We start from the raw sequence: 24,421 nt of genomic DNA, 5'->3' as shown, positions 1-24,421 counted from the left end.
AAAACAGATTCAAAAAAGGAACCAAACGGCTCCTTTTCATTCACTCCCATTTTCTATTATCCTGAAAAACTGTCTGCTTTCCGACTATTTCTTTCAACACAACAAACACAATGTAAGTACATATTGCTTGCAATATAATATTCCAAAATTTCATTAATGTAAATGAATGAATCCGTAGAAATAATTCGTTTAATAATACAATCGAAACGATACTAAATAATTCTATACTAATCGAAAATAGACATATTTCTAAAATAGACTGTTCTTGAATGCGATTTAAGTTGGAAAAGATGAATACATACCCTAAAAATAGAGCCATTAACTCTATTTTCGTCATGCTAATGAGCCAAGCGTATAATGGTACAGTTAAAAATAGATATAGTAATTTACGTCTTAGCATGCCTTCTCCCCCTCTGAATTATATGTATTTTCTGTATATTTTAACACTTATTACGCAAAACAAAAAGAAGAGACTATGCCTCTTCTTTTTGTTTTGTTGCATATATTAATTCACATATTTCTTCTCGCTTTTCATTTTCTAAAAGCTCAATGACCTTACTTCCAACGACAACTCCGTCGCATATTGTAACCATTTCTTCTACATGTTCTTTTGTTGAGATGCCGAATCCAGCGACTACTGGTAAGTTGACGTGTGATTTTACTTTTTCTAAGTAACTATGAATCTCCTCTTTAAAGTTTTGACGTACTCCCGTTACGCCCGCTACTGTAACAGCATAAACGAACCCTTCTGATTCACTCGTAATTTTTTCAATTCTTTCAATAGGACTCGTTACGGTAACCAGTGGGATGAGCGCAATGTTTACCTCTCGAAGTAACGGCGCAATAATATTTTGTTCTTCATACGGTAAGTCTGGAACGATGATGCCGTCTACACCTGCTTCTATACAGTTCTCAATGAATCTCTCTTTTCCGAATGCAAGTACCGGATTTAAATATGTCATAAGAACAAAAGGTATTTGTACTTCTTTCCTTACCTCTGCTAACGCTTGAAAAATGCCTTTTAATGTTACGCCGCTATCTAGCGCTCGTTTCCCTGCTCTTTGAATCGTTGGGCCATCTGCAACTGGATCTGAAAACGGAATACCAATTTCAACGATGCTTGCTCCTGCTTCATCAAGAAAACGAATTCTTTCTTTTAATTTTTCAAGGCCACCATCTCCGCCCATTACGTACGGAATAAATGCTTTCTTGCCATTTTCAAACGCTGCTTTAATTTTTTCTACTCCCATTTTTTACACCTCTTCCATATAACGTTTTATACTCTCTACATCTTTATCACCGCGGCCAGATAAACAAATGACAAGCCCTTCATCTTTCTTCATTTGCGGCGCTAATTTTAATGCGTATGCGACAGCATGCGAGCTTTCTAACGCCGGGATAATGCCTTCTTTTTTCGTTAATAATTGAAATGCTTCTAATGCTTCTTCGTCTGTTATCGAATGATAGGAAACGCGGCCAATATCTTTTAGCAAGCTATGTTCTGGACCAACACCTGGATAATCAAGTCCTGCTGAAATAGAGTGTGCTTCTTGAATTTGTCCTTCTTCGTTTTGCAGAAGATACATCATTGATCCGTGGAGAACGCCAACGCTTCCTTTCGTTAAAGTTGCTGCATGCTTTTCTGTATGAACGCCTTTTCCAGCTGCTTCTACGCCGTAAAGAGCAACTTCTTCATCGTGTACGAACGGATAAAACATCCCCATCGCATTACTACCACCGCCAATACAAGCAACGACTGCTTCTGGTAACTTTCCTTCTAACGCCTCATATTGTTTTTTCGTTTCATTTCCAATTACACTTTGGAAATCACGGACAATTTGCGGGAATGGATGTGGTCCGAGAACAGATCCCATAATGTAGTGCGTATCATGCACATGTGAAACCCAGTAACGAAGCGCCTCGTTTACCGCATCTTTTAATGTACCGCTACCTGCCGCTACACTTTCTACTTTCGCTCCGAGTAATTCCATTCGGAACACATTTAATTTTTGACGTCTTACATCTTCTTCTCCCATAAAAATGACGCATTCTAATCCGAGAAGAGCACATACAGTAGCTGTTGCAACTCCGTGTTGTCCAGCTCCTGTTTCAGCGACAACTTTTTTCTTGCCCATTCGCACTGCAAGTAGTGCCTGACCGATTGTATTGTTAATTTTATGAGCTCCTGTATGATTCAAATCTTCACGTTTTAAATAAATCTTTGCACCACCGCAATACTTCGTCATATTTTCAGCATAATATAGCGGTGTTTCTCTTCCGACGTACGTTTTTAAATAATGATTTAATTCCTTTTGAAATGCTTCATCTTGCATCGCTTCTTTATATGCTTCTTCTAGTTCTAGTACAGATTGCATTAACGTTTCTGGAACATATCGTCCTCCGTATATACCGTAATGTCCTTTTTCATCTGGATATGCGTAGTTCATTTGGAACACTCCTTCGCTTTTATAATAAATTGTTTTATTTTCTCTACATCTTTCTTTCCTTCTGTCTCTACTCCACTGCTCACATCGACCATGTATGGCCGAACAGTGCGAATTGCTTCTTCTATATTAAGAGCGTTTAATCCACCAGCTAATATCGTTTTCTTTCGCAATTCTTTTGGCATATGCCCAAGTAGTTCCCATGAAAATGTCTTTCCATTTCCTCCATGAAACTTTTCTTTCGGGCTATCAAATAATATATAATCCGTTTCATACCTTTGAGCGTTTTTCATATCACTCTCTGAAGTTACTCCTAGCGATTTTATAGACGGAATATTCAATCTTCTAATTTGATAATTGTCTTCATCCCCATGTAGTTGTACATGTGTTAACCCGCACTCATCTGCAATTTTCTGGATCACTTCTACTGATTCATTTACGAAAACACCGATTTTTAACACGTTGGCTGGAAGCTCCTGAATGATTTCTTCCGCTCTCTTTGGAGTGATTTTCCGCTTACTTTCTGCAAAAACAAATCCGAGTGCATCTGCTCCGTATTCGCAAGCACGTTTTGCTGTTTCCATATCAGTGATGCCGCAAATTTTCACTTTCATATATTCACCTTACAATCTTCAAAAAAATTACTAATAGAAGATGATGTCATAAGTGCCTCTCCAACTAATACACCTTTGGCTCCAGCTCTTTTAACACGGATAATATCTTCTTTTGAATGAATGCCACTCTCACTAATCCAAAATAATTTCTCCTCATTCAATCTTTTTCCAAGCTTTTCAGTTTGGCTTAAATCTACTTCGAACGTTTTTAAATTACGATTATTAATGCCAATAACGTGCGGATTTAATACAATCGCAGTTTCTAATTCCTGTTCATCATGAACTTCAACAATCGCTTCCAATCCTTTTTCTAACACGTAGCTATACAACTCTTTTAACTTCTCTTTCGTTAACGCTGCTACAATTAGTAAAATAATATCTGCTCCCGCTTCATACGCTCTATCGATTTGAATCTTATCAATTATGAAATCTTTACATAAAAGCGGAATGTTACTTTCTTCTCTTGCTGTTTGTAAATCGTGAAACGATCCTTTAAAAAATTGACCATCTGTTAAAACAGATACTGCTCCTGCACCACATTTCTCATATGTTCCCACTTGTTTTCGTACGTCAACGTGTAAATTGATATCTCCTTTTGATGGTGATGCTCGCTTTACTTCTGCAATGACAGTAAACTGCTGTAACGCTTCTACAAGTGAATGTGTCTTTCTTTTTGTTTTTACTGGTGTATATATTTCATATAACTCCGCAACTTCCTTTTTCTTCTGTTCTACAATTTTATCTAAAATCGTCCCCACTTTAGTTCACCCTTTCTAATTTTTCGTTGCTTGCTGCAATTAATAAGTTTAATTTGGTTAATGCTTTTCCAGAGTCAATGCTATGTGCCGCGAGTTTAATTCCTTCTTCAATCGTTTCCGTTTTTCCATTTGCGAAAAGAGCTAGACCTGCATTTAATAAAACGGTATCACGATAAACACTCTTTTCTCCGCTCAATACTTCAAGCGTAATCTTTGCATTTTCTTTTGAATTCCCCCCTCTAATTTCTTCATTTTTCACTCTTGAAAAACCATACTTTTCTGGATCAATACTCATTTCTACTATTTCATTATCTTTTAAAAGGACTACGTGATTTTCCCCTTGTAATGACGCTTCATCTAAAAAACCACTTCCATTTACGACAAGCGCTTGTTTCCGGCCTAACTTTTGTAATACTTCTGCAACTGGTAATAACATATCTCGTTTATAAATACCGACAAATTGTGTTTCTAAATTCACTGGATTTGTTAAAGGACCAATTAAATTAAAGATCGTCGGCACGTTTAACTCTTTTCTTATTTTCATAATGCGCCTTAGTGCTGGATGCATCACTGGTGCAAATAAAAATGCAATGCCCACATGCTCTAGTAAATAATCAATTTCGTTTGGCGTACTACTAATATTTACACCTAGTTCTTCTAATAAGTCTGCACTTCCTGTTTTACTAGAAACAGCACGATTACCATGTTTTGCAACCTTTACACCTGCTCCTGCCAGTACGAATGCTGATGTTGTGCTAATATTAAACGTTTGAGCACCGTCACCACCCGTCCCGCAATTGTCCATTGCTCCTTGTATATGGTTCGAAAACGGCAATGCCTTTTCGCGAAGAGCTCGAACGAGACCGTATATTTCTTCTGCAGTTTCACCTTTCGCTTTCAGTAAGACTAAGAAAGCTGCAATTTCACTTTCTAATATGTTTTCACTTAATAAAAGTAGTCCTGCTTTATACATTTCCTCTTCTGTTAAATGTTGACCCTCCACTAATTTACGAAGATAGTTATTCATACTCTTTCCTCCTCTTTTATTTCTGTTAAAAAGGCACGTATTAACTTTCCGCCTTCTTCTGTTGCGATTGATTCCGGATGAAACTGTAATCCGAAGAGCGGATAATAATTGTGACGGACTGCCATTATCTCTCCGTCGTCCATCGCTGTCGCTAATATGTCAAAACACTCTGGCAAGCTCGTTTGCTCTGCAACAAGGGAATGATAGCGCATTGCCGTTAGCGGCTGTGTAGCGTATGAAAAGATTGACGTTCCGTTATGTTTCACACGCGATGTTTTTCCATGTTTAATACATTCTGCTCTAACAATCTCTCCTCCAAATGCAGCTATGATCGCTTGGTGGCCAAGACAAATCCCTAATATGGGAACGTTCTTATAAAAATGACGGATGACGTCGATACAAATGCCAGCATCCTCTGGTTTTCCTGGTCCTGGTGAAAGTACAATTCCTCTTGGATTCACCTCTTCTAACTGTTCTATCGTTATTTCATCATTTCTTACAACTACAATTTCTTCTTCATGTTCGCCTAACAGTTGATACAAGTTATATGTGAACGAATCGTAATTATCGATAAGTACAATCATTTCATTACCTCCAAAAGCGCTCTCGCTTTATTTAATGTTTCTTCATATTCAGCTACTGGATCTGAATCGTAAACGACTCCTGCTCCTGCCTGAACGTATGCTTTTTCATCCTTTACGACCATCGTTCGAATGGCGAGCGCCATATCAAGATTTCCTGAAAAACTAACGTATCCAACTGCACCAGCGTATACATTTCTTTTTTCATTCTCTAGTTCATTTATAATTTCCATCGCTCTAATTTTCGGAGCTCCAGAAACCGTCCCTGCTGGTAAGCAATACGCTAACGCATCAAATCCGCCCATTTGTTTTTGCAATGTTCCGTAAACTTCGGATACAATGTGCATAACGTGAGAATATTTTTCTACTTTCATATATTTATCTATCGTAATCGAGCCGATTTCACTCACTCTACCAATATCGTTTCGCCCAAGATCTACAAGCATCATATGCTCTGCTCGCTCTTTCTCATTGCCTAACAGTTCTTTTGCGATTTCCTCATCTTCCCTCTTCGTTTTCCCCCTCGGCCTTGTACCAGCAATTGGATTCGTCATCACTTTATCCTCCCTTACTGATAGTAAACTTTCCGGCGAAGAACCGAGTACAACATAATCTTGAAAATCGATATAGAACATATATGGTGATGGATTTGCAATTCGAAGTTTTCGATATAACGCGAATGGATCACCAATACATTCACTTTGTAAACGCTGTGACAGTACAACTTGGAATATGTCTCCTGCTCTTATATATTCTTTCGCCATTTCTACCATCTCACAAAACTCTTTTTCCGTTATAGAAGAAGTAAATGATAATGGGGATTGTATTGTATTTACTTCAGCTTCTTCTCCTTGTAGCACTTTCTCTTTGTATACTCGTATCCTTTCGTATACTTCCTCATAATCTGTTGAATCATCTTCCCTGCATACATATACAAACGACAACTTTTGGCGTAAATGATCGTAAACGATAAACTCACGATATAGTAAAAGGTGTACTTCCGGAATATTTAATGGGTCGTGTAAATCCGCTCCAATGTTTTCATACTGCCGAATGACATCATATCCAATATAACCAACTGCTCCTCCGCAAAATGGAAATGGACTGTCTACTTGTGATGGTGCGATTACTTCTTCTAACACTTGCAGTACGTTACCCTGTAACTTTTCTGCCCGGCCGTAAATCGTTCGTTCCACTTCCGTACCAACGCTTTTCACTTCTCCATAAGGATTACATCCTAAGTAAGAATAACGCCCTTTATCTTGATGAAGCTGTGAACTTTCTAATAAGAATTTCTTCTTCCCTTTCATACGTCTATATAAAGAAATTGGCGTAATGCTATCTCCTTCTTCTTCAGTAATTACTAAAAATGTCTTTCTCTCTCTTTTTTGTTTTATAAATTCTTCTTTCGTCATCATGTCCTTCACCTCGCCCTGAAAAATAAAAAAGTCCTCTACATATCGAAAATATGTAGAGGACGATAAATATACCGCGGTACCACCTCGTGTTGGATGCAAAAGCATCCCGCTTTGTTCAGGTACAAAATTTATACCTTATCCTTGTAACGGCGGAACCCGGGTTGCCTACTGAAAAAAATTGTTCAGCATACCTCTCGTAAGCCCATTCCGTATATGGCACCGTACCGGGCTCCCACCTATTCCCGGCTCTCTGTAACGTCTCCAATATACGTACTCTTCTTACTTAAACGATTTCATTTATTTAATTTTTTATACACAAAAAGGGAGTACTCATCCTATAGAAAGGACGGGTACTCCCGTGGTGCCACCTTAATTCGTTACAAATGTAACGCACTTTACCGTATCAAAAACAATACGTGTCTCTTGTATCGATGAGATCATGTCGCCAAAGCCTACTTCTTTCGTTTCGGTTTGGAAGCTCCGAAGCCCATTCCACATCAATTCCATACTGATTCGCACCAACCATCAGCTCTCTGACATGTTCATCATGTGTACTCTTCTTCATCAACGCTTGCATTTTTTTAAGTTGCACTCATTATAGACCTGACTTTTTTCACAAGTCAATACTTTTTCAAAAATTTTATTTTTCTTTCCTTTCAATATTATATTGACAAAACAACCTCTTTTTATGTAAATATAATAAATACTCTATTAAAAATAAGGTTTTTTGTATGAATATTATATATTAAAAAAGTAAAATGACATCAAAAAACGCTTACATTTCTGAAAATTCATATTTCTATATGGATTTTTCAGAATAATCATGATAGATTATAAAGTGAAACTTTAATCAGTGGGGGGTGTTCATCCCCACTGATTATTAGTTGAATCAATCAGGTATTAACGCATCAAAAGACATGACAAAAGGAAGGGGAACTTCATGAGTACGCAGATGTTAACTTTAACTTCAATCTCTATTTACATGCTCGGGATGTTAGTAATCGGCTATTTCGCCTATAAACGAACGTCCAACTTAACAGATTATATGCTTGGCGGGCGTACACTAGGCCCCGCAGTAACGGCATTAAGTGCTGGAGCATCCGATATGAGTGGTTGGCTTTTAATGGGATTACCAGGTGCAATGTTTAGCGTTGGATTAAGTAGTAGTTGGATTGCGATCGGCCTAACACTAGGCGCATACGCAAACTGGCTTTATGTTGCTCCTCGCTTACGTACCTACTCAGAAATTGCAAATAACTCTATTACTATTCCAGAATTTTTGGAACACCGTTTCCACGACAAATCTCATATGCTACGTTTAGTATCTGGACTTGTTATTATGATTTTCTTTACTTTCTATGTAGCTTCAGGATTAGTTTCAGGCGCTGTATTATTTGAAAATTCATTTGGTATGAACTACCACGTTGGATTATTCATTGTTGCAGGCGTTGTTGTAGCTTACACATTATTTGGTGGGTTCTTAGCAGTAAGTTGGACAGACTTCGTGCAAGGAATCATTATGGTAGTCGCTCTTATTCTTGTTCCTATCGTAACAATTATGAATTCGAATGGACTTGGACCTGCATTTGATACAATCCGCTCTGTAGATCCAACACGTTTAGATATTTTTAAAGGGGCCTCTACTTTAGGAATGATTTCTTTATTCGCATGGGGGCTTGGTTATGTTGGACAACCTCATATTATCGTACGCTTTATGGCGATTTCGTCCGTAAAAGAATTGAAAAGCGCACGAAGAATTGGTATGAGCTGGATGATTTTCTCTGTTGTCGGAGCTATGTTTACTGGTCTTATCGGTATTGCTTACTATTCACAACAAGAGTTAACATTATCTAACCCAGAAACAATTTTCCTTGAACTAGGAAAAATTTTATTCCATCCACTTATTACTGGATTCTTATTAGCCGCTATTTTAGCAGCGATTATGAGTACAATCTCATCTCAGTTACTTGTTACTTCAAGTGCAGTAACGGAAGACTTATATCGTACATTCTTTAAACGCTCTGCCTCTGATAAAGAGCTTGTATTTGTCGGTCGTATGGCTGTACTTGTTATTGCATTAGTTGGATGCGCTTTAGCGTTTAAACAAAATGATACAATTTTAGCTCTTGTTGGATACGCTTGGGCTGGGTTCGGTTCTTCATTTGGACCTGCTATTTTATTAAGCTTATATTGGAAACGTATGACGAAATGGGGCGCACTTGCCGGTATGATTTCTGGTGCCGCTACTGTTATTATATGGACTCAATTCAAATTCTTAAAAGATTTCTTATATGAAATGATTCCAGGTTTCGCTATTAGTTTACTAGCCATCGTAATTGTTAGTTTACTAACACAACCTTCAAAAGAAGTTGAAGAGCAATTTGAGGATTTCGAAAAACAACATCGTCATAATTTATAAAAAAATCTCTGCTGTTATCATAACAGCAGAGATTTTTTACAGTTCGACAATCTTCTTATCAAATTTAACAAATTCTTTATGTTTCGTTAAATTTAACATAACACTACTCCTTTATAGTATGAGTATCAGCACTTATACAGAAAGGGGACTCCAACATGTTAGCAGCTTTCCAGCAACAACAAACACGAAAATTTTCACCTATCACAAATACTTCTGCGTCTTGTTTAAACATGCAACCTAACCCGCCTAAAATTTCAATTGCTCCTTCTGTTATTTCAGTCATCGGTGTTCATATGGAAAAACATAAATTAAAAATAAAAACGGGACAAAACATTGTGTTATCAGCTTCCATTTTACCAATACAAGCAACGAATAAAGAGCTTATTTGGTCAAATATGAATTCTGATATCATCACCATATATCCAAAAGGTGACACCGTAACGATTACTGGAAAAAGTGCAGGTAAAGCAGTCGTAATTGTCACAACTGCTGAAGGCAAATTTCGTGACCTATGTGTCATTCATGTACAACCTTATATGACAAATCCAAAGTAAAAGAGTGGCTTCGTAGCCACTCTTTTACTTGATTTCAATATTTTAGTTTTTACTTTTTACAAGGTTAATAAAAAATTGGATATAACCATACATTTTTTTTGATGGAAATTCTACTAAACTTTCCCCGTCTTGATTTAAGTCAATGAATCTCCTCCTCTTCCCTATTACAATGAAAACAATATTAGAAAAGGAGGACATATTATGACTGAACGAAAGTACGCCTTATTTGCTAGCACATCTCTTCTTGTTATGGCATTCATTGCATTTTTCTCTTACGGTTTTGTTCATGGAAACCTCGTTATACAAGGAGATGCGAGTACAACATTCCATAATATCCAAACTTCAAATTCACTTTTCAAAGCGGAAGTTTTTGGGTGGATTATCATTTTTATCACTGATATTGTCGCTGCGTGGGCTCTTTATTTCTTTCTAAAACCAATTCATACTAGCCTCTCATTACTAGCCGCTTTGCTTCGTCTTATGTATACAGCTATACTTGGGATTGCTATATTCAATCTAATATTGGCATTATTGCTTTCAAAAAATACAATTGCAAATCCAGAAACATATACAATGTTGTTTCTCAGTGCATTCGAATACATTTGGTCTGTAGGATTGATCATTTTTGGATTGCATCTTTTCGTTTTAGGCTATGTAGCTTTTCTCTCTAAACAGATACCAAAGTTTATTAGTATACTGCTGTTCATTGCTGCTACCGGTTATATGCTAATTCACGTCATGAATACAATGTTTACACAATACGATACAATGATTTCACTCATACAATCACTATTCCAATTACCTATGATTGCAGGTGAATTAGGACTTGCGATATGGCTACTATTGAAAGGTGGTAAACACTCTAATTAAGCCGTTTCTTAATTCTACTTAATGATTCTGGTGTCATGCCAAGATAGCTTGCTAGCTGATATTGTGGAACGCGATGAATTAAATACGGGCGTTTTCGTAACAATGTTTTATATCGCTCTTCTGGTGTCGATGAGATAAATACAGCAAGTTCATCTTGTACTTCACCGAAATTGTACTCGATCATTTTACGCGTCATTTCTTCTAATTGTGAATACTTATTATACATGTCCTTTTCACTATGTAGATCACCAACAACTACAGTACAATCTTCTAAACACGTTAACGTATATGATGAAGATTTATCTTGTTTATGATGGTTGAAATTCGAAATTGCCTGTTCTTCTGTATAAAAATTTGATGTAACTTCTTTCCCTGCTTCATCTATACTATGTTGCCTAACGCATCCTTTTAATACAAAATAACATTTTAACGGAACATTTCCTTGTCTTAGGAGCACTGTTCCTTTTTTATATTCTTCAATTTGTAATTCCCTGAGGATCATTTGCTGCTCTTCTTCACTTAGTGTTGTAAATCTATTCATATACTTCTTTAATATCTCTTCCATTTTCCTCCCCCTTCTACGCCCGCATTTCTATAAAACAAAAAGAGAAGTATCATAACTTCTCTTTTCTCCCCTAACACTATAATTCCTGTGTATACACTGGCTCGTTTACGACATTTTTTGCTGTTCGCTTTTGTTGCTGCATTAAGAAAACAGATACACCAAACAATACGAGCATGCTACCGATCATTTGCATTGCATTTAATTTTTCTCCAAGTAAGAAGAACGCAAGTATAGATGCTCCAACAGGTTCTCCTAAAATACTCATTGAAATTGTCGTTGCATTTACATAATTTAATAGCCAGTTATTAATTACATGTGACACTGTCGGCACAACCGCAAGTAAAAGAAAAACAGTCCAATCCCACTTCGTATAACCTGTAAAGGGTACTTGTAATATAACATTATAAATCCCCATAAAAAGACCTGCGAACGCAAAGACTGTAAAGCTATAAATCCAGTGCGATACTTTCTTCACTGTCGTTTGCCCGATAAATAAATAACCGACAACCGCTATTACACTTAGAAAGGATAATATGTCACCATAAATTGCTTGCTTACTTAAACCTAAATCTCCCCAACCAATGCACATTACTCCTAAAATAGCGATTCCCATCGTTGCAATGGCTGAATATGTTGTTCTTTCTTTAAATAGAAAAAAACCTCCAACTAAAGATACGATTGGTTGAAGTGCCAAAATAATTGTTGAACTAGCAACTGTTGTATGCTTTAAAGATTCAAACCATAAAAGAAAATGCAGTGCTAAAAAGAAACCAGATCCAATTAAAAAGCCCCAATCTTTCATTTGAATCCTATTAAATTCCTCTCTTTTTTTCCATACGATAGGCAGCATAATAAGTACGATAATCCATAAGCGGTACATACTTAATATTGAAGATGGTGCTGAGGACATCTTTACAAAAACTGCTGCAAAGGAAATGGCAATTATAGAAATTGCTAATGGTAGTGCGATTGATTTTTCTTGTTTCAAATCCTGTCTCCCCTCTCACCTGTCAAAAATCCCACTTCATTATATCCGTTTTCTTTCGCAACTTAAATACTAATTTTTTAGATTCTTCGTACCATTATGGTAAAATAGAAATTAAGGCACCAATTAGTGAATATTTCTTTCCTTTTCACTACAAGCGTCGCTCTTACAATCGTTACAGTAAATTTTTATTTAGGGGGATCTACATGAGTCAAACAATAGGGAGAATTGAAGAAATTTCATTTTATAGCGCATCACTTCAAGAAGATGTTACACTTCTCGTTTATTTACCAGTAAATTACACACCACTGCACAAACATACAGTTGTAATTGCACAAGATGGTAGAGATTATTTTCAGCTCGGTAAAGCGCACCGTGTAATTGAGCGCCTTCGTGAAACCGAAGAAATTGACCGTACAATTATTGTCGGTATTCCATATAAAAATGTACATGATCGTAAAGAAAAATATTTCCCAAATGAAGTAAAAAATGCTGCATATATTCGTTTCCTTGCTCATGAACTTGCACCATATATTGATGAAAATTATCCAACGTACCAAATGGGAAAAGGTCGTGTTTTAATTGGTGATTCTCTTGGCGGAACAGTTTCCTTTATGACTGCACTTATGTATCCGCATACATTCGGTAAAGTCGTTATGCAATCACCATTTGTGGATGAGACAGTGATGAACTTAGCAAAAGAATTCAAAGATCCACAGGCGTTAGAACTGTATCACGTCATCGGTACAGAAGAAACGGCTGTAAAGCGTACTGATGGACAAGTATCTGATTTCGTAGGGCCGAACCGTGAGTTAAATACGCTTCTTACAGATAGAAACTTCATCACGCATTACGAGGAATTTGAAGGCAATCATACTTGGAAATATTGGCAGACTGATTTACCGAAAGCCTTCTCTCATATTCTATCAATGAAATAATAGAGAGCAGTATTCAGAATAATTTGATATAATAGATAAAGAGATTTATTTATCTCAAAATCTAACTAGACTTACAAAGGGAGGAATTGGAACATGAAATTAGGCATTGTAATTTTTCCATCTAAAATGATTCAAGATAAAGCGAACGGATTGCGTAAACGTTATGACCCGCACTACGCATTAGTTCCGCCACATATTACATTGAAAACACCCTTTGAGGCGCAAGATGAACAATTAGAGTCGATTGTAAACGAGTTACATACAATCGCAAGTAAAACGAACCCTTTCACCCTTCATGTTGGGAAAGTTGGTTCTTTCGCACCTGTTAATAACGTCCTTTACTTTAAAGTAGAAAAAACACCTGAACTTACTTTCTTAAATGAAGAAATGCATAGCGGGTTATTCACGCAAGAACGCGAATATGCTTTCGTACCTCATTTAACAATCGGACAAGGCTTATCAGATGCAGAGCATGCTGATGTGTTGGGCCGATTACGTATGAAAGATTTCTATTACGAACAACCAATTGATCGTTTCCATCTTCTATATCAATTAGAAAATGGAACATGGACTGTACACGAAACATTCCGTCTTGGAAAGGGGAACAACTAATTTGCACGCACAGATTGTACAAACGGACGAACAACTAAGAGATGCATTCTCTGTACGTAAACAAGTGTTTGTAAATGAACAACGTGTCTCTGCTGAAGAAGAGTACGATGAGTTTGAAGAAACTTCAACACACGTTGTTATATATGACAATGATGTTCCAGTTGGTGCTGGACGTTTTCGCATCCTTGATGGTATAGGAAAAATGGAACGCATTTGCGTGCTAAATTCCCATCGCAAAAAAGGGATTGGAAAAATTGTTATGGGTTCTCTTGAAGCGTATGCAAAAGAAAATTCGCTACCAAAATTGAAACTTCACGCTCAAACACATGCTGAAGATTTCTATAAAAAACTTGGATATGTAACAAGTTCTGATGTATTTATGGAAGCAAATATCCCGCACGTTGTAATGATAAAAAAATTGTAATTTGAAAACAGGAGGTGACCCCTCCTGTTTTTTTACATTGCTATTTTCTTTTTCTTCCGCTAAAGTTAAATGTTGATGCTATAGTTTTGAAGGTGAACATATGACACAAGAAAAATTTTCACAAAAATCGTTAACACACGCTGATATTCCGCGTGCGACATATCATATTCCGAAAACATCTACCCATTTAATTATGGAAGAAGATGTAGACGCGGCTTATTTCCGCGCTCTTGAACAACAAAATGTTTTTTTAAACGAAAAACAATTAGAAGCCGTGCGCACAACAGAAGGTCCTGTTCTTACACTAGCTGGTGCTGGAAGCGGGAAAACATCGGTTTTAACAACTCGCGTTGGTTATTTAGTAAATGTAAAACAAGTTCATCCACGAAATATTTTATTACTTACATTTACACAAAAAGCAGCTGAAGAAATCCGAAGTCGTGTTGCGAAGTTACCAGGTATGAATCATGCAGCAAGTAGCTACGTTGTTGCTGGTACATTCCACTCTGTTTTCTTAAAATTACTTCGTAGTCAAGGTTATAATCAGCAAATTTTAGCAAATGAAAAACATAAACAAATTATGATAAAGAAAATCTTAAAAGAATTGCGTTTAAAAGACGATTATGATGCGGAAACGATGCTCGCGATGATTTCACTTGAGAAAAACAAATTAAATCGTCCGAAAGATGTAAAAGCGAAAACACCAGTGGAACAAGAATTTAAAGAAGTATATGAACGTTTTGAAGAGGTAAAACAACGATACAATTATATTGATTTCGATGACATCTTATTGGAAACATATTACATGTTAGAAAATAATGCTCCTTTACTAACTCAATTACAACAACGGTTTCACTACATTGAAGTAGATGAGTTTCAAGATACATCGTATGCACAATATGAAATCGTAAAATTGTTAGCCACGCCAAGAAATAATTTATTTATCGCAGGTGATGACGACCAGGCGATATACGGCTGGCGAGGAGCAAGTCACCAAATTATTTTATCTTTTCCAAAAGAATTTGATAACACAACAATCATTGCACTAAATACGAATTATCGATCCAATCCCTTTATCGTCGGGCTTGGAAATGAAGTTATAAAATTAAATCAAGAACGTTTTGATAAAGAGCTATACTCTGTTCGTGAGGAAGGTGTACAACCTTTTTATGCAAGACCTGCTACGACTCTTGATGAAGCAAATCAAATTTTGCAGCTCATTCAAGAAAAAGTAGATAGCGGTGACCGAAACTATAAAGATTTTTGTTTACTGTATCGCACACATTCTGTAAGTCGTTCGTTACTTGATCAGCTTACCATTCATAAAATCCCGTTTATTAAACACGGGGCGAGCCAATCATTTTATGAACATTCTTTAATTAAGCCTGTATTAGATCATTTAAGACTCGTGATTGAGCCGTTTCGACTAGAATCACTTTCAAACATATTGCCGACGATGTATATCGGACGTGATGATTGTATTTCATTTATTGAACGTGAACAATGGAAATATGGTGAGGGGCGCTTCCCTTCTCTTCTTCATTTCTTACTATTAAATCCAAGCTTAAAACCTTTTCAAGTGAAAAAGGTAAATGAGCGCATCGATTTTATTAAGTTTATTAAAGAATTAGAACCGAAAAAAGCATTAAAAGAAATCATTCATGGTAAAGGAAAATATTTAGAGTACTTACAAAGTAACGATCGTTCTTCCTTTACGATGCATAAAGACATACAAGAAGAAATGTTGGAAGAATTACTGGAGTCTGCAACTCGTTTCACCGATATTCCAGCTTATTTACAATTTATTGACGAGGCGATTCAAGGTCAAAAAGAAATGGAAGCATTAAAAACAAGGCCGCAAAAAGATGCCGTTTCACTTATGTCAATCCATAACGCAAAAGGCCTTGAATTTCCATGTGTCTTTTTACTTGGAGCGAGTGATGGAATCCTGCCCCACACTTCTTCTTTAAAAGATGCAAATGATCGTGTTACGGAAACTTCTGAAGCGTTAGAAGAAGAACGCCGATTACTGTATGTCGCCATTACACGTGCGAAAGAAGAACTTTATATTTCTTCTCCGCAATTTTTCAGAGGAAAGAAATTAGATATATCTCGTTTTTTATATACTGTGCGAAAAGATTTACCTGAAAAGACATCCACTAAATAAGGATGTCTTTTTTTATATCACGTTATGTACATCCCTCCTATATAAATTCCTTGTTTTTATCGTGAGAATTAACGTAATATCAGCCATATTCCACTCATATTGTAATAGTGTATGTCAGAACTCACGAGAAGGAGTGAACATAATGAGCTGCAATTGTAATGAAGATCATCAACATGAGTGTGATTTCAACTGTGTATCGAATGTTGTTCGTTTTATACATGAACTACAAGAATGTGCAACGACAACATGTGGATCTGGTTGCGAAGTTCCATTTTTAGGTGCACATAACAATGCATCAGTAGCGAATACACGTCCTTTTATTTTATACACAAAAACTGGAGAACCTTTTGAAGCATTTGCACCATCTTCAAGCCTTACTAGCTGCAGATCTCCTATTTTCCGCGTAGAAAGTATAGATGATGATGACTGTGCTGTATTGCGTGTATTAACTGTAGTTTTAGGTGATGGTACCGCTGTACCACCTGGTGACGACCCAATCTGTACGTTTTTAGCTGTACCAAATGCAAGACTAATATCAACCTCCACTTGCATTACTGTTGATTTAAGTTGCTTCTGCGCTATTCAATGCTTACGCGATGTTTCTATTTAAAACTAAATAATGAGTTAAGCATGGATTGGGTGGCAGATAATTCTGCCACCCAATCCATGCTTAACGAGTATTCTTATGTAAATTTCTTAAAATTGGGAACTTGTCTAGAACATAGAACCTGTCCTTTTCATTAACTGAAAGTAGAAACAGATAAAGGAGTGAAAAACATGTTCTCTTCTGATTGCGAATTTACTAAAATCGATTGCGAGGCGAAGCCAGCTAGTACACTACCTGCCTTTGGTTTTGCTTTCAACGCGTCTGCACCTCAGTTTGCTTCACTATTTACACCACTATTATTACCTAGCGTAAGTCCAAACCCAAATATTACTGTTCCTGTAATAAATGATACAGTAAGTGTCGGAGATGGCATTCGAATTCTACGAGCTGGTATTTATCAAATCAGTTATACATTAACAATTAGTCTTGATAACTCACCTGTTGCACCAGAAGCTGGTCGTTTCTTCTTATCATTAAATACACCAGCTAACATTATTCCTGGATCAGGTACAGCAGTTCGTTCTAACGTTATTGGTACTGGTGAAGTAGACGTATCCAGCGGTGTTATTCTTATTAACTTAAATCCTGGTGACTTAATTCAAATTGTGCCAGTTCAGTTAATTGGAACTGTAGACATTCGTGCTGCAGCATTAACAGTTGCACAAATTAGCTAGTAAAAAGCGGTATTTCTAATACAGAAATACCGCTTTTTATATATAATAAAAAACACTCACAGTAGCATGAGTGTTTCATTCTTCATATTGTTTTATTGTGTTCTTCTTTTTCCCACAATTGCATCCCTTTTTCTTCACAAATCCTTGTTGTTGTAATTGTTCTTGATATGCCTGTTGTTGTGCTTGGTGTTGTTGCTGTATATGATACCACTGCTGCAGGTCATATGAATTTTGCCTTGGATTATTGCTCACAGCAAACATCTCCTCTACTGTCAATTCTGTCTATTTACTATATGAACAACTCTTTATTTCCGTTCCCTCATTCTTTTAAACTCCGCTTTTTCTCTTATTATGAAAATATATTATTCTCCCATAAAATATCCTGTAATCGTTTCAATGATTGCTGCTGCTCCTGCAATGGCTAATAATGCAAGTAACGGTTCTGCAACGATAGGAATCCAATTATATAAGACTAATAAAAAAGCACTAACCCATACACCTGTACACCAATAACAGCTTAACAATTCGCCAATCCACTTTCTTAATCCTTTACCTTTCACTTTTGTAAACGTTGATACACTTCCATCCGGCTCCGTAATCTCTAATTCATCAATAAATGGTCTTCGCAAAAAGGCTGTAATTTTATCATAAACAATTAAACGAGTGAGCCTAAAAGCAGCTAACGCAAAAATAAAAAATAAAAGCCAGCTTGTAAGCAGCATGATTCCACCTTCCCTTATCCTCTTTCGCCTATTTAAAAAAAAAGGTCTTGAGATTGTGACCAAATCTCCTCGACTCCAATATCTTATTAATGTAAATACAAACAAGAAGATAAGGAGTGACATTAATGAGTTGTAACGAAAATAAACACCATGGCTCTTCTCATTGTGTAGTTGACGTTGTAAAATTCATCAATGAATTACAAGATTGTTCTACAACAACATGTGGATCTGGTTGTGAAATCCCATTCTTAGGTGCACACAATACTGCATCAGTAGCTAATACACGCCCTTTTATTTTATACACAAAAACTGGAGAACCTTTTGAAGCATTTGCACCATCATCAAGCCTTACTAGCTGCCGTTCTCCAATTTTCCGTGTGGAAAGTGTAGATGACGATAGCTGTGCTGTACTACGTGTATTAACTGTAGTTTTAGGTGACAGTTCTCCGGTACCACCTGGTGACGATCCAATTTGTACGTTTTTAGCTGTACCAAATGCAAGATTAATATCTACAACTACTTGCATTACTGTTGATTTAAGCTGTTTCTGTGCGATTCAATGCTTACGCGACGTTTCTATCGTAAAGTAAACTAAAAAACTATTGGGGTGGTAGAAGCTTTCTACCACCTTTACATATTTAAAAACCGGCCATACTAATCGATTGGATATCATCTATAGACAGCCTAATATCTCTCATACTATTTTGCGGCATAATAGATACAATACCATTTCGATACGATATGATCGATCCAACATATGAGACTGTAGCTGTTTTTATTCTGCACCTTACTTTCGGAATGTAATGAGGGCGGTTTAGTAAAAAATGAATTTTTTCATCATTATTCATATCCTTAAATGATTTATTATACGGGACAGTTCTTACTGGTTCTGGTTCTTGCTCTTCTTGTTCTATGTGTTCTTCTTTTTCTTCTTCTATTTTTTCTTCCACTTGCTGCTCTTCTTGTTGTTCTTGTTCTATTACCTCTTCCACAGCACTTCTTACAATATTTTCTTGTCTATTACTTTTCTCTTTTTGATCTTCATTTTCAAAGTTTGTCAGGATAATCCTTTTTATTTTCGGTGCAGCAAGTTCTAAACTTACTTGCGTGATATATAACAACGGTTTTCCAACTGTTGAACTTTTATTTTTATTCTTCACACTCGTCCCTCCCACTTCCATACGTAGCTAAATAAATCGTGTACTATTATAGTTATATTCATCACGTGGTAAGAACTTTCGTTAAAAATCGTTCTTTCTAAGAACAAATAAAAAGGACAATCTCAGCATTTAGAGATTGTCCTTTAAAAATTAATATTATATTTATCCTAGGATATGATACCCTGAATCAACATGAATGTTTTCTCCTGTTACACCGCGTGCTAAATCACTGAATAGGAATACTGCTGTATCGCCAACTTCTTCTTGCGTTGTTGTACGACGAAGTGGTGCGCGCTCCTCAATTTCTCTTAAGATTGAGTTGAAATCGCCTACACCTTTTGCAGATAACGTACGAATTGGTCCTGCAGAAATAGCGTTAACACGAATACCGTGTTGACCTAAATCGTTCGCTAAATATTTCACGCTCGCTTCTAATGAAGCTTTCGCAACACCCATAACGTTATAATTTTTCACAACGCGCTCGCCGCCAAGGTATGTTAATGTTAAAATATTTCCGCCTTCTGTCATTACTTTCTTCGCTTCTCTTGCTACAGCTGTTAAAGAGAATGCGCTAATATTTTGTGCAAGTAAAAATCCATCGCGAGAAGTATCTACAAATTCACCTTTTAAGTCATCGCGATTTGCAAAAGCAATACAATGTGCTACACCGTGAATAGTACCTACTTCTTGTTTAATTGTTTCAAAGCAAGCTGTAAGTTCCTCATCATTCGTTACATCACAAGGTAATACAAGTGATTCTTGTCCTTCTAATGTGTCCGCTAATTCACGAACGTTTCTTTCTAAACGTTCTCCTGCATATGTGAATATTAATTTTGCACCTGCATTATGCAAAGAGCGAGCTATTCCCCATGCAATACTTCTTTGGTTCGCAACGCCCATAACAACAAATGTTTTCCCTTGTAATAGTTCCATGATATATCCTCCCAGAAATACTTATACTTGTTATTAGTACCTGATACTATAATTATAGTACCATAAAACCGCTTAAAGGCAAACAAAAAAGTCATTAACAGAAATTTGTTAATGACTTTTGGTTTCTATAAAAAACCGCTCTAATCCTTCTTCCCAAGACGGCATTTGTGAAAAACCATTTAATCGTAGCATGTTATGTTGAAAGATAGAATATTTGGGCCTCGCAGCTGCAGCCCCGAATTCTTCCGTTGAAACAGGTAATACATTCACTTTCATATTGGCGTACGAAAATATCTTTTGTGCAAATTCAAACCAAGAGCATGAACCACTGTTTGATACGTGGTATGTACCGTATAAAGAAGTATGAATGAGCTTATTAATAACCATATTTAAATCCGCCACATACGTAGGAGAGCCAACTTGATCCGCTACAACGGATATTTCATCTCTTTCTTTTCCTAATCGCATCATCGTTTTCACGAAATTATTCCCATATTTACCATATAGCCACGATGTGCGAACGATAAAATATTTATTATGTAACTCTTTGACGAACTGCTCCCCCGCATACTTAGAGGCCCCATATATATTTATCGGTGCTGGACTATGAAATTCGTCGTATCCATCTGGTCTGGCGCCTTGAAATACATAATCAGTACTAATATAAACTAGCTTCGCCCCTACTAATTGTGAAGCAACCGCTACATTTCGAGCTCCGATTGCATTTATTCTATATGCAAGATCCTGTTCTTTCTCCGCATGATCTACTTTCGTATAGGCAGCACAATGAATAATTATATGTGGTTTTATTTCTTGTACCACTTGTTGTATTCGGGAAATATTTGTCACATCTAATAACTTTTTATCAAATGGATATATATCATATTCTTCAGAGTCTAACTCTTCAAATAGTTGCTTTCCTAATTGACCGTTTGCTCCTGTTATGATAACCCTCTCTTTCATTTAACATGCCCCTTACTGGTCTTTTAGTGGTTTCCACCATTCCTTATTCTTTTCATACCATTTCACCGTCTCTTGTAATCCTTGTTCAAACGTATATTTCGGTTCCCAATCAAATTCATTCTTCATTTTCTCTGCATCAATCGCATAACGACGATCGTGCCCTAAACGATCTGTAACATATTCAATGTCTTTTTTTGTTTTTCCTAAAAGAGTAATAATTTGTTCCACAACTTCTACATTTGTTTTTTCATTATTTCCACCTATATTATATACTTCTCCTACACGTCCCTTATGCAAAACAACGTCAATCGCACTGCAATGATCCGTTACATGTAACCAATCTCTTACATTTAAACCATCACCATATAACGGTAGTTTTTTTCCTTCCAGTGCATTCGTAACCATTAACGGAATTAATTTTTCGGGATACTGGTATGGCCCATAATTGTTAGAACAACGCGTTACTATAACCGGTAATTGATATGTTTTATAGTAAGATAGAGCTATCATGTCCGCGCTCGCCTTACTTGAAGAATATGGACTATTTGGAGCTAACGGCGTTTTCTCTGTGAACTTCCCTGTTTTTCCTAAAGAGCCATACACTTCATCCGTTGATACTTGCACAAGTTTTATATGCGAATATTTTTTAACTAGTTCTAATAAAGTGACCGTCCCAATTACATTTGTATCATAAAAAGGAATCGGATTTTCAATACTACGGTCCACATGTGATTCAGCTGCAAAATTTACAATCACTTGTACATCCCGCTCTTTTATAACGTGTTCTAATAGCTCTCCATTTTGAATTTCTCCCTTTACAAAAGAGTAATTCGGGTGATCCTGAAGAGATTTTACGTTATTTAAATTCCCGCTATATGTTAATGCATCGTAATTAATAATTTTATATGTTTCATAACTTTGTAGCATGTAATGAACGAAATTACTTCCAATAAATCCAGCCCCACCTGTTACTAATATATTCATAAACAACGCTCCTACTTAAAAACTATCTTCATATTCCTCTAATAATGGTAATATCTGATCCTTATCGGACAATATAGGATCGGTTACTGGCCAAGGAATTGCTAAATCTTTATCTTCCCAAAGTAATCCTGAGTCATGCTCTGCGCTATAATATTCATCTACTTTATACATAACGATAGTATGCGGAACAAGCGTGCAAAATCCATGCGCAAACCCTTTTGGCACTAGTAATTGCCGATGGTTATCTGCACTTAAAATATATCCTTTCCATTGTTTAAATGTTGGTGATTTTTTTCGTAAATCAACGATAACATCATAAATTGCCCCTTGCATAACTTGAATGAGTTTCGTTTGTGCTTTCGGTTTTTTTTGAAAGTGTAGTCCCCGAATCGTTCCTGCCTTAGCCGAATAAGATACGTTATCCTGTACAAATGAATACGTTATCCCTAATGTTTCTAGCACCTGCTTATTATAACTCTCTGAAAAAAAGCCACGCTCGTCTCCAAACAACCTCGGTTCTAACAATTTTGCATCGGTAAAATTTGTTTCTACAACTTTCATATTCTCACCTATTCTCCGTTAAACTGTTTCCCAAAATTAATATCACGCGCTAACGTATTCGCCTTTTGAAGCGAAGCATGAGTTCCCGCATCAGTCCACCAGCCGTTCATTTCATTATAAGTAAGTACCCCTCGTTTTAAATACCAATTATTTATATCTGTAATTTCAAGTTCTCCCCGTGCAGAAGGTTTTAATTCTTTAATATAAGAAAAGACTTTCGAATCATACAAATAAATTCCCGTAACCGCATAAGAACTTTTCGGCTCTTTCGGCTTTTCTTCAATTTCAACTATTTTTCGGTTTTGAATATGTGCTACGCCAAATCTTTCGGGATCTTCTACAGATTGCAATAGCACTTTCGCACCTTCTTTTTGATTTGCAAACTCTTCAACATACGGAAGTATATCATCTGAAAAAATATTATCCCCTAATATAACTACCATACGATCATTCCCGACGAAATCTTCACAAAGCCCTAACGCCTGTGCGATCCCGCCCGCTTTATCTTGCACACGATACGTAAAGGAAACCCCAAATTCATGACCACTCCCTAAAAAGCTAACAACATCCCCCATATGCTCTTTACCTGTAATAATCATAATATCTGTAATATCGCATTGTTTTAGCTTATATACCGCATGATAAATCATCGGATACCGACCAACAGGAAGTAAATGTTTATTCGTTACTTTCGTTATTGGATATAATCTCGATCCAGTACCACCTGCTAAAATAATTCCTTTCACTTTGCATCTCTCCTTTATGATGGAGATAATATATCTTTGTAATGTTCTACAAACACTTTCCGGTACTTCTCATATGTATCCGTATCAAACTCATCCCCGTTGTAATGAATACACCATAAATTTGCTTGATTTGGGATACCAATTAAATAACCAGCCCTTTGAAACTCTAAAGACTGTGACACATCATAAAAGTGAAACCCTTGAAACAAATCTTCTCGCCACGGAATATCATACTGCGTTGCCATGAATAAACCATCAATTGCCTGAACTGACAAAAATGGTTGATTACCATAAAAAACCTGATCTAAATTTAATAATTGATAATTCTGTCTTCTATACTCAATCACTTTCCCTACTAAATTTTTTCCTTCCCACCATATCCCGTTATTCGGTAAAAACTGAGCCCCAGCGACTCCTATTAAACCAAGCTTTTCATTTTCTTTAAAAAGAGATATAAGTGTAGAAAACATGTCTCGATTAATAAGATATGTATCTTGATGTATATACACTTTGTATTTCGCTGGATATGAAAGAGCTCGGTTGTATGCACTTGCCATACTTTGCGCATCTCGTATCGGAAAAATTTGCACGACATAACCAGGGGGAACAAAAATGTTTCTTATTTGGCTCTCACATTGTTTGAAAAGCTCCTCATTATTTACACAAACAACGACTAATATTGTATAATCTTTCAT

At 36.5% G+C, this 24,421-nt stretch carries 29 protein-coding genes and 2 other annotated features; of the genes, 10 read left to right on the top strand and 19 right to left on the bottom strand.

What is annotated here, in order from left to right; all coding sequences use genetic code 11:
• Nucleotides 1-40 precede the first annotated feature (40 nt).
• From MR112_RS00245 to trpE, 8 genes are all read right to left on the bottom strand, one after another.
• Complete coding sequence (locus MR112_RS00245; protein ID WP_000946131.1) at nt 41-400, bottom strand: DUF4029 domain-containing protein; 360 nt, start codon at nt 398-400, stop codon at nt 41-43.
• 73 nt (nt 401-473) lie between these two features.
• Nucleotides 474-1,250, bottom strand: coding sequence for a tryptophan synthase subunit alpha (trpA, locus tag MR112_RS00240; RefSeq protein ID WP_000537823.1), 777 nt, complete (start codon nt 1,248-1,250; stop codon nt 474-476).
• A gap of 3 nt (nt 1,251-1,253) precedes the next feature.
• On the bottom strand, nt 1,254-2,447 hold the full coding sequence (gene trpB, locus MR112_RS00235) for a tryptophan synthase subunit beta (protein WP_016124290.1): 1,194 nt from the start codon (nt 2,445-2,447) through the stop codon (nt 1,254-1,256).
• A complete protein-coding gene (locus MR112_RS00230; RefSeq protein ID WP_000865121.1) occupies nt 2,444-3,058 on the bottom strand; it encodes a phosphoribosylanthranilate isomerase in 615 nt (204 codons plus the stop codon). The genes trpB and MR112_RS00230 overlap by 4 nt, the downstream gene beginning before the upstream one ends.
• On the bottom strand, nt 3,055-3,816 hold the full coding sequence (trpC, locus tag MR112_RS00225; protein WP_000536697.1) for an indole-3-glycerol phosphate synthase TrpC: 762 nt from the start codon (nt 3,814-3,816) through the stop codon (nt 3,055-3,057). The genes MR112_RS00230 and trpC overlap by 4 nt, the downstream gene beginning before the upstream one ends.
• A 1-nt stretch (nt 3,817) precedes the next feature.
• Complete coding sequence (gene trpD, locus MR112_RS00220) at nt 3,818-4,843, bottom strand: anthranilate phosphoribosyltransferase (protein WP_001067365.1); 1,026 nt, start codon at nt 4,841-4,843, stop codon at nt 3,818-3,820.
• Nucleotides 4,840-5,427: an aminodeoxychorismate/anthranilate synthase component II gene (locus MR112_RS00215; protein ID WP_242244703.1), complete on the bottom strand. Its 588-nt coding sequence runs from the start codon at nt 5,425-5,427 to the stop codon at nt 4,840-4,842. Before MR112_RS00215 ends, trpD begins: the two co-directional genes overlap by 4 nt.
• Entirely contained in the window at nt 5,424-6,842 is a 1,419-nt protein-coding gene (gene trpE / locus MR112_RS00210) for an anthranilate synthase component I (RefSeq protein ID WP_134266226.1), read from the bottom strand. Before trpE ends, MR112_RS00215 begins: the two co-directional genes overlap by 4 nt.
• Before the next feature lie 52 nt (nt 6,843-6,894).
• Nucleotides 6,895-7,139: a binding site (T-box leader), on the bottom strand.
• A gap of 42 nt (nt 7,140-7,181) precedes the next feature.
• Nucleotides 7,182-7,419 (bottom strand) — a binding site (T-box leader).
• Nucleotides 7,420-7,782: 363 nt separating this feature from the next.
• Here trpE and putP point away from each other — a divergent pair.
• The 3 genes from putP to MR112_RS00195 all read left to right on the top strand — a co-directional run bounded on the left by putP (nt 7,783) and on the right by MR112_RS00195 (nt 10,685).
• Complete coding sequence (gene putP / locus MR112_RS00205) at nt 7,783-9,261, top strand: sodium/proline symporter PutP (protein WP_000107210.1); 1,479 nt, start codon at nt 7,783-7,785, stop codon at nt 9,259-9,261.
• Between the two features lie 155 nt (nt 9,262-9,416).
• Nucleotides 9,417-9,815, top strand: a complete 399-nt coding sequence (locus MR112_RS00200) for an Ig-like domain-containing protein (protein WP_000878734.1) — start codon at nt 9,417-9,419, stop codon at nt 9,813-9,815.
• Nucleotides 9,816-10,016: 201 nt separating this feature from the next.
• Complete coding sequence (locus tag MR112_RS00195) at nt 10,017-10,685, top strand: DUF4386 domain-containing protein (protein WP_000140099.1); 669 nt, start codon at nt 10,017-10,019, stop codon at nt 10,683-10,685.
• Here MR112_RS00195 and MR112_RS00190 read toward each other — a convergent pair.
• Complete coding sequence (locus tag MR112_RS00190; protein ID WP_070757200.1) at nt 10,678-11,250, bottom strand: Crp/Fnr family transcriptional regulator; 573 nt, start codon at nt 11,248-11,250, stop codon at nt 10,678-10,680. The two genes, MR112_RS00195 and MR112_RS00190, sit on opposite strands and share 8 nt — an antisense overlap.
• A gap of 76 nt (nt 11,251-11,326) precedes the next feature.
• Entirely contained in the window at nt 11,327-12,238 is a 912-nt protein-coding gene (locus MR112_RS00185; RefSeq protein ID WP_000806941.1) for a DMT family transporter, read from the bottom strand.
• Between the two features lie 203 nt (nt 12,239-12,441).
• Here MR112_RS00185 and MR112_RS00180 point away from each other — a divergent pair, with 203 nt between their 5' ends.
• From MR112_RS00180 to exsF, 6 genes are all read left to right on the top strand, one after another.
• Nucleotides 12,442-13,173, top strand: coding sequence for an alpha/beta hydrolase (locus MR112_RS00180; protein WP_000084013.1), 732 nt, complete (start codon nt 12,442-12,444; stop codon nt 13,171-13,173).
• A 93-nt stretch (nt 13,174-13,266) separates the two neighbouring features.
• Nucleotides 13,267-13,785, top strand: a complete 519-nt coding sequence (locus MR112_RS00175) for a YjcG family protein (RefSeq protein ID WP_000765863.1) — start codon at nt 13,267-13,269, stop codon at nt 13,783-13,785.
• A 1-nt stretch (nt 13,786) separates the two neighbouring features.
• Nucleotides 13,787-14,209 (top strand): GNAT family N-acetyltransferase, encoded by a 423-nt coding sequence (locus MR112_RS00170; protein WP_242244702.1) that lies wholly within the window; start codon nt 13,787-13,789, stop codon nt 14,207-14,209.
• A gap of 100 nt (nt 14,210-14,309) precedes the next feature.
• Nucleotides 14,310-16,376, top strand: coding sequence for an ATP-dependent helicase (locus MR112_RS00165; RefSeq protein ID WP_242244701.1), 2,067 nt, complete (start codon nt 14,310-14,312; stop codon nt 16,374-16,376).
• Nucleotides 16,377-16,518: 142 nt separating this feature from the next.
• A complete protein-coding gene (gene cotY, locus MR112_RS00160) occupies nt 16,519-16,986 on the top strand; it encodes a spore coat protein CotY (protein ID WP_001277719.1) in 468 nt (155 codons plus the stop codon).
• Nucleotides 16,987-17,153: 167 nt separating this feature from the next.
• Nucleotides 17,154-17,657: an exosporium protein ExsF gene (gene exsF / locus MR112_RS00155; protein ID WP_000492939.1), complete on the top strand. Its 504-nt coding sequence runs from the start codon at nt 17,154-17,156 to the stop codon at nt 17,655-17,657.
• A gap of 75 nt (nt 17,658-17,732) precedes the next feature.
• Here the strand turns inward: exsF and MR112_RS00150 are convergent, their stop codons facing one another.
• Together MR112_RS00150 and MR112_RS00145 are read right to left on the bottom strand one after the other, a co-directional pair.
• Complete coding sequence (locus MR112_RS00150; protein WP_029948404.1) at nt 17,733-17,918, bottom strand: hypothetical protein; 186 nt, start codon at nt 17,916-17,918, stop codon at nt 17,733-17,735.
• A 101-nt stretch (nt 17,919-18,019) separates the two neighbouring features.
• Nucleotides 18,020-18,379 carry a DUF1360 domain-containing protein gene (locus MR112_RS00145; RefSeq protein WP_242244700.1) on the bottom strand — a complete coding sequence of 120 codons (360 nt, stop codon included), beginning with the start codon at nt 18,377-18,379 and terminating at the stop codon, nt 18,020-18,022.
• A gap of 125 nt (nt 18,380-18,504) precedes the next feature.
• On the opposite strand from MR112_RS00145, the gene exsY reads away from it, so the two are divergent.
• A complete protein-coding gene (exsY, locus tag MR112_RS00140; protein WP_001277744.1) occupies nt 18,505-18,969 on the top strand; it encodes an exosporium assembly protein ExsY in 465 nt (154 codons plus the stop codon).
• A 48-nt stretch (nt 18,970-19,017) separates the two neighbouring features.
• Here exsY and MR112_RS00135 read toward each other — a convergent pair whose 3' ends face one another.
• The 7 genes from MR112_RS00135 to MR112_RS00105 all read right to left on the bottom strand — a co-directional run bounded on the left by MR112_RS00135 (nt 19,018) and on the right by MR112_RS00105 (nt 24,421).
• The gene (locus MR112_RS00135; protein WP_242244699.1) at nt 19,018-19,560 is read right to left on the bottom strand and encodes a spore coat CotO family protein; all 543 of its coding nucleotides are present in this window, start codon (nt 19,558-19,560) and stop codon (nt 19,018-19,020) included.
• A 141-nt stretch (nt 19,561-19,701) separates the two neighbouring features.
• Complete coding sequence (fabI, locus tag MR112_RS00130; protein WP_000421886.1) at nt 19,702-20,472, bottom strand: enoyl-ACP reductase FabI; 771 nt, start codon at nt 20,470-20,472, stop codon at nt 19,702-19,704.
• A gap of 108 nt (nt 20,473-20,580) precedes the next feature.
• Nucleotides 20,581-21,435, bottom strand: coding sequence for a dTDP-4-dehydrorhamnose reductase (gene rfbD, locus MR112_RS00125; protein ID WP_242244698.1), 855 nt, complete (start codon nt 21,433-21,435; stop codon nt 20,581-20,583).
• Between the two features lie 12 nt (nt 21,436-21,447).
• The gene (gene rfbB, locus MR112_RS00120) at nt 21,448-22,419 is read right to left on the bottom strand and encodes a dTDP-glucose 4,6-dehydratase (protein WP_001024171.1); all 972 of its coding nucleotides are present in this window, start codon (nt 22,417-22,419) and stop codon (nt 21,448-21,450) included.
• 15 nt (nt 22,420-22,434) lie between these two features.
• Nucleotides 22,435-22,980 carry a dTDP-4-dehydrorhamnose 3,5-epimerase gene (rfbC, locus tag MR112_RS00115; RefSeq protein ID WP_000869415.1) on the bottom strand — a complete coding sequence of 182 codons (546 nt, stop codon included), beginning with the start codon at nt 22,978-22,980 and terminating at the stop codon, nt 22,435-22,437.
• A gap of 8 nt (nt 22,981-22,988) precedes the next feature.
• Nucleotides 22,989-23,726 (bottom strand): sugar phosphate nucleotidyltransferase, encoded by a 738-nt coding sequence (locus MR112_RS00110; RefSeq protein WP_000676157.1) that lies wholly within the window; start codon nt 23,724-23,726, stop codon nt 22,989-22,991.
• 14 nt (nt 23,727-23,740) lie between these two features.
• The gene (locus tag MR112_RS00105) at nt 23,741-24,421 is read right to left on the bottom strand and encodes a glycosyltransferase family protein (protein WP_242244697.1); all 681 of its coding nucleotides are present in this window, start codon (nt 24,419-24,421) and stop codon (nt 23,741-23,743) included.

Origin of the sequence: Bacillus cereus group sp. BfR-BA-01330, assembly GCF_022663885.1 — a bacterium.
GTDB lineage: Bacteria > Bacillota > Bacilli > Bacillales > Bacillaceae_G > Bacillus_A > Bacillus_A cereus.
Note: the sequence above shows the minus strand (reverse complement) of the source record. Positions and strands in the feature narration are given on the sequence as shown.

Excerpts from the sequence above, each read along its gene's own strand:
- MR112_RS00245 (WP_000946131.1), bottom strand. The coding sequence starts at position 400 with ATGCTAAGACGTAAATTACTATATCTATTTTTAACTGTACCATTATAC.
- trpA (WP_000537823.1), bottom strand. The coding sequence starts at position 1,250 with ATGGGAGTAGAAAAAATTAAAGCAGCGTTTGAAAATGGCAAGAAAGCA.
- trpB (WP_016124290.1), bottom strand. The coding sequence starts at position 2,447 with ATGAACTACGCATATCCAGATGAAAAAGGACATTACGGTATATACGGA.
- MR112_RS00230 (WP_000865121.1), bottom strand. The coding sequence starts at position 3,058 with ATGAAAGTGAAAATTTGCGGCATCACTGATATGGAAACAGCAAAACGT.
- trpD (WP_001067365.1), bottom strand. The coding sequence starts at position 4,843 with ATGAATAACTATCTTCGTAAATTAGTGGAGGGTCAACATTTAACAGAA.
- MR112_RS00215 (WP_242244703.1), bottom strand. The coding sequence starts at position 5,427 with ATGATTGTACTTATCGATAATTACGATTCGTTCACATATAACTTGTAT.
- trpE (WP_134266226.1), bottom strand. The coding sequence starts at position 6,842 with ATGATGACGAAAGAAGAATTTATAAAACAAAAAAGAGAGAGAAAGACA.
- putP (WP_000107210.1), top strand. The coding sequence starts at position 7,783 with ATGAGTACGCAGATGTTAACTTTAACTTCAATCTCTATTTACATGCTC.
- MR112_RS00200 (WP_000878734.1), top strand. The coding sequence starts at position 9,417 with ATGTTAGCAGCTTTCCAGCAACAACAAACACGAAAATTTTCACCTATC.
- MR112_RS00195 (WP_000140099.1), top strand. The coding sequence starts at position 10,017 with ATGACTGAACGAAAGTACGCCTTATTTGCTAGCACATCTCTTCTTGTT.
- MR112_RS00190 (WP_070757200.1), bottom strand. The coding sequence starts at position 11,250 with ATGGAAGAGATATTAAAGAAGTATATGAATAGATTTACAACACTAAGT.
- MR112_RS00180 (WP_000084013.1), top strand. The coding sequence starts at position 12,442 with ATGAGTCAAACAATAGGGAGAATTGAAGAAATTTCATTTTATAGCGCA.
- MR112_RS00175 (WP_000765863.1), top strand. The coding sequence starts at position 13,267 with ATGAAATTAGGCATTGTAATTTTTCCATCTAAAATGATTCAAGATAAA.
- MR112_RS00165 (WP_242244701.1), top strand. The coding sequence starts at position 14,310 with ATGACACAAGAAAAATTTTCACAAAAATCGTTAACACACGCTGATATT.
- cotY (WP_001277719.1), top strand. The coding sequence starts at position 16,519 with ATGAGCTGCAATTGTAATGAAGATCATCAACATGAGTGTGATTTCAAC.
- exsF (WP_000492939.1), top strand. The coding sequence starts at position 17,154 with ATGTTCTCTTCTGATTGCGAATTTACTAAAATCGATTGCGAGGCGAAG.
- MR112_RS00150 (WP_029948404.1), bottom strand. The coding sequence starts at position 17,918 with ATGTTTGCTGTGAGCAATAATCCAAGGCAAAATTCATATGACCTGCAG.
- MR112_RS00145 (WP_242244700.1), bottom strand. The coding sequence starts at position 18,379 with ATGCTGCTTACAAGCTGGCTTTTATTTTTTATTTTTGCGTTAGCTGCT.
- exsY (WP_001277744.1), top strand. The coding sequence starts at position 18,505 with ATGAGTTGTAACGAAAATAAACACCATGGCTCTTCTCATTGTGTAGTT.
- MR112_RS00135 (WP_242244699.1), bottom strand. The coding sequence starts at position 19,560 with ATGGAAGTGGGAGGGACGAGTGTGAAGAATAAAAATAAAAGTTCAACA.
- fabI (WP_000421886.1), bottom strand. The coding sequence starts at position 20,472 with ATGGAACTATTACAAGGGAAAACATTTGTTGTTATGGGCGTTGCGAAC.
- rfbD (WP_242244698.1), bottom strand. The coding sequence starts at position 21,435 with ATGAAAGAGAGGGTTATCATAACAGGAGCAAACGGTCAATTAGGAAAG.
- rfbB (WP_001024171.1), bottom strand. The coding sequence starts at position 22,419 with ATGAATATATTAGTAACAGGTGGGGCTGGATTTATTGGAAGTAATTTC.
- rfbC (WP_000869415.1), bottom strand. The coding sequence starts at position 22,980 with ATGAAAGTTGTAGAAACAAATTTTACCGATGCAAAATTGTTAGAACCG.
- MR112_RS00105 (WP_242244697.1), bottom strand. The coding sequence starts at position 24,421 with ATGAAAGATTATACAATATTAGTCGTTGTTTGTGTAAATAATGAGGAG.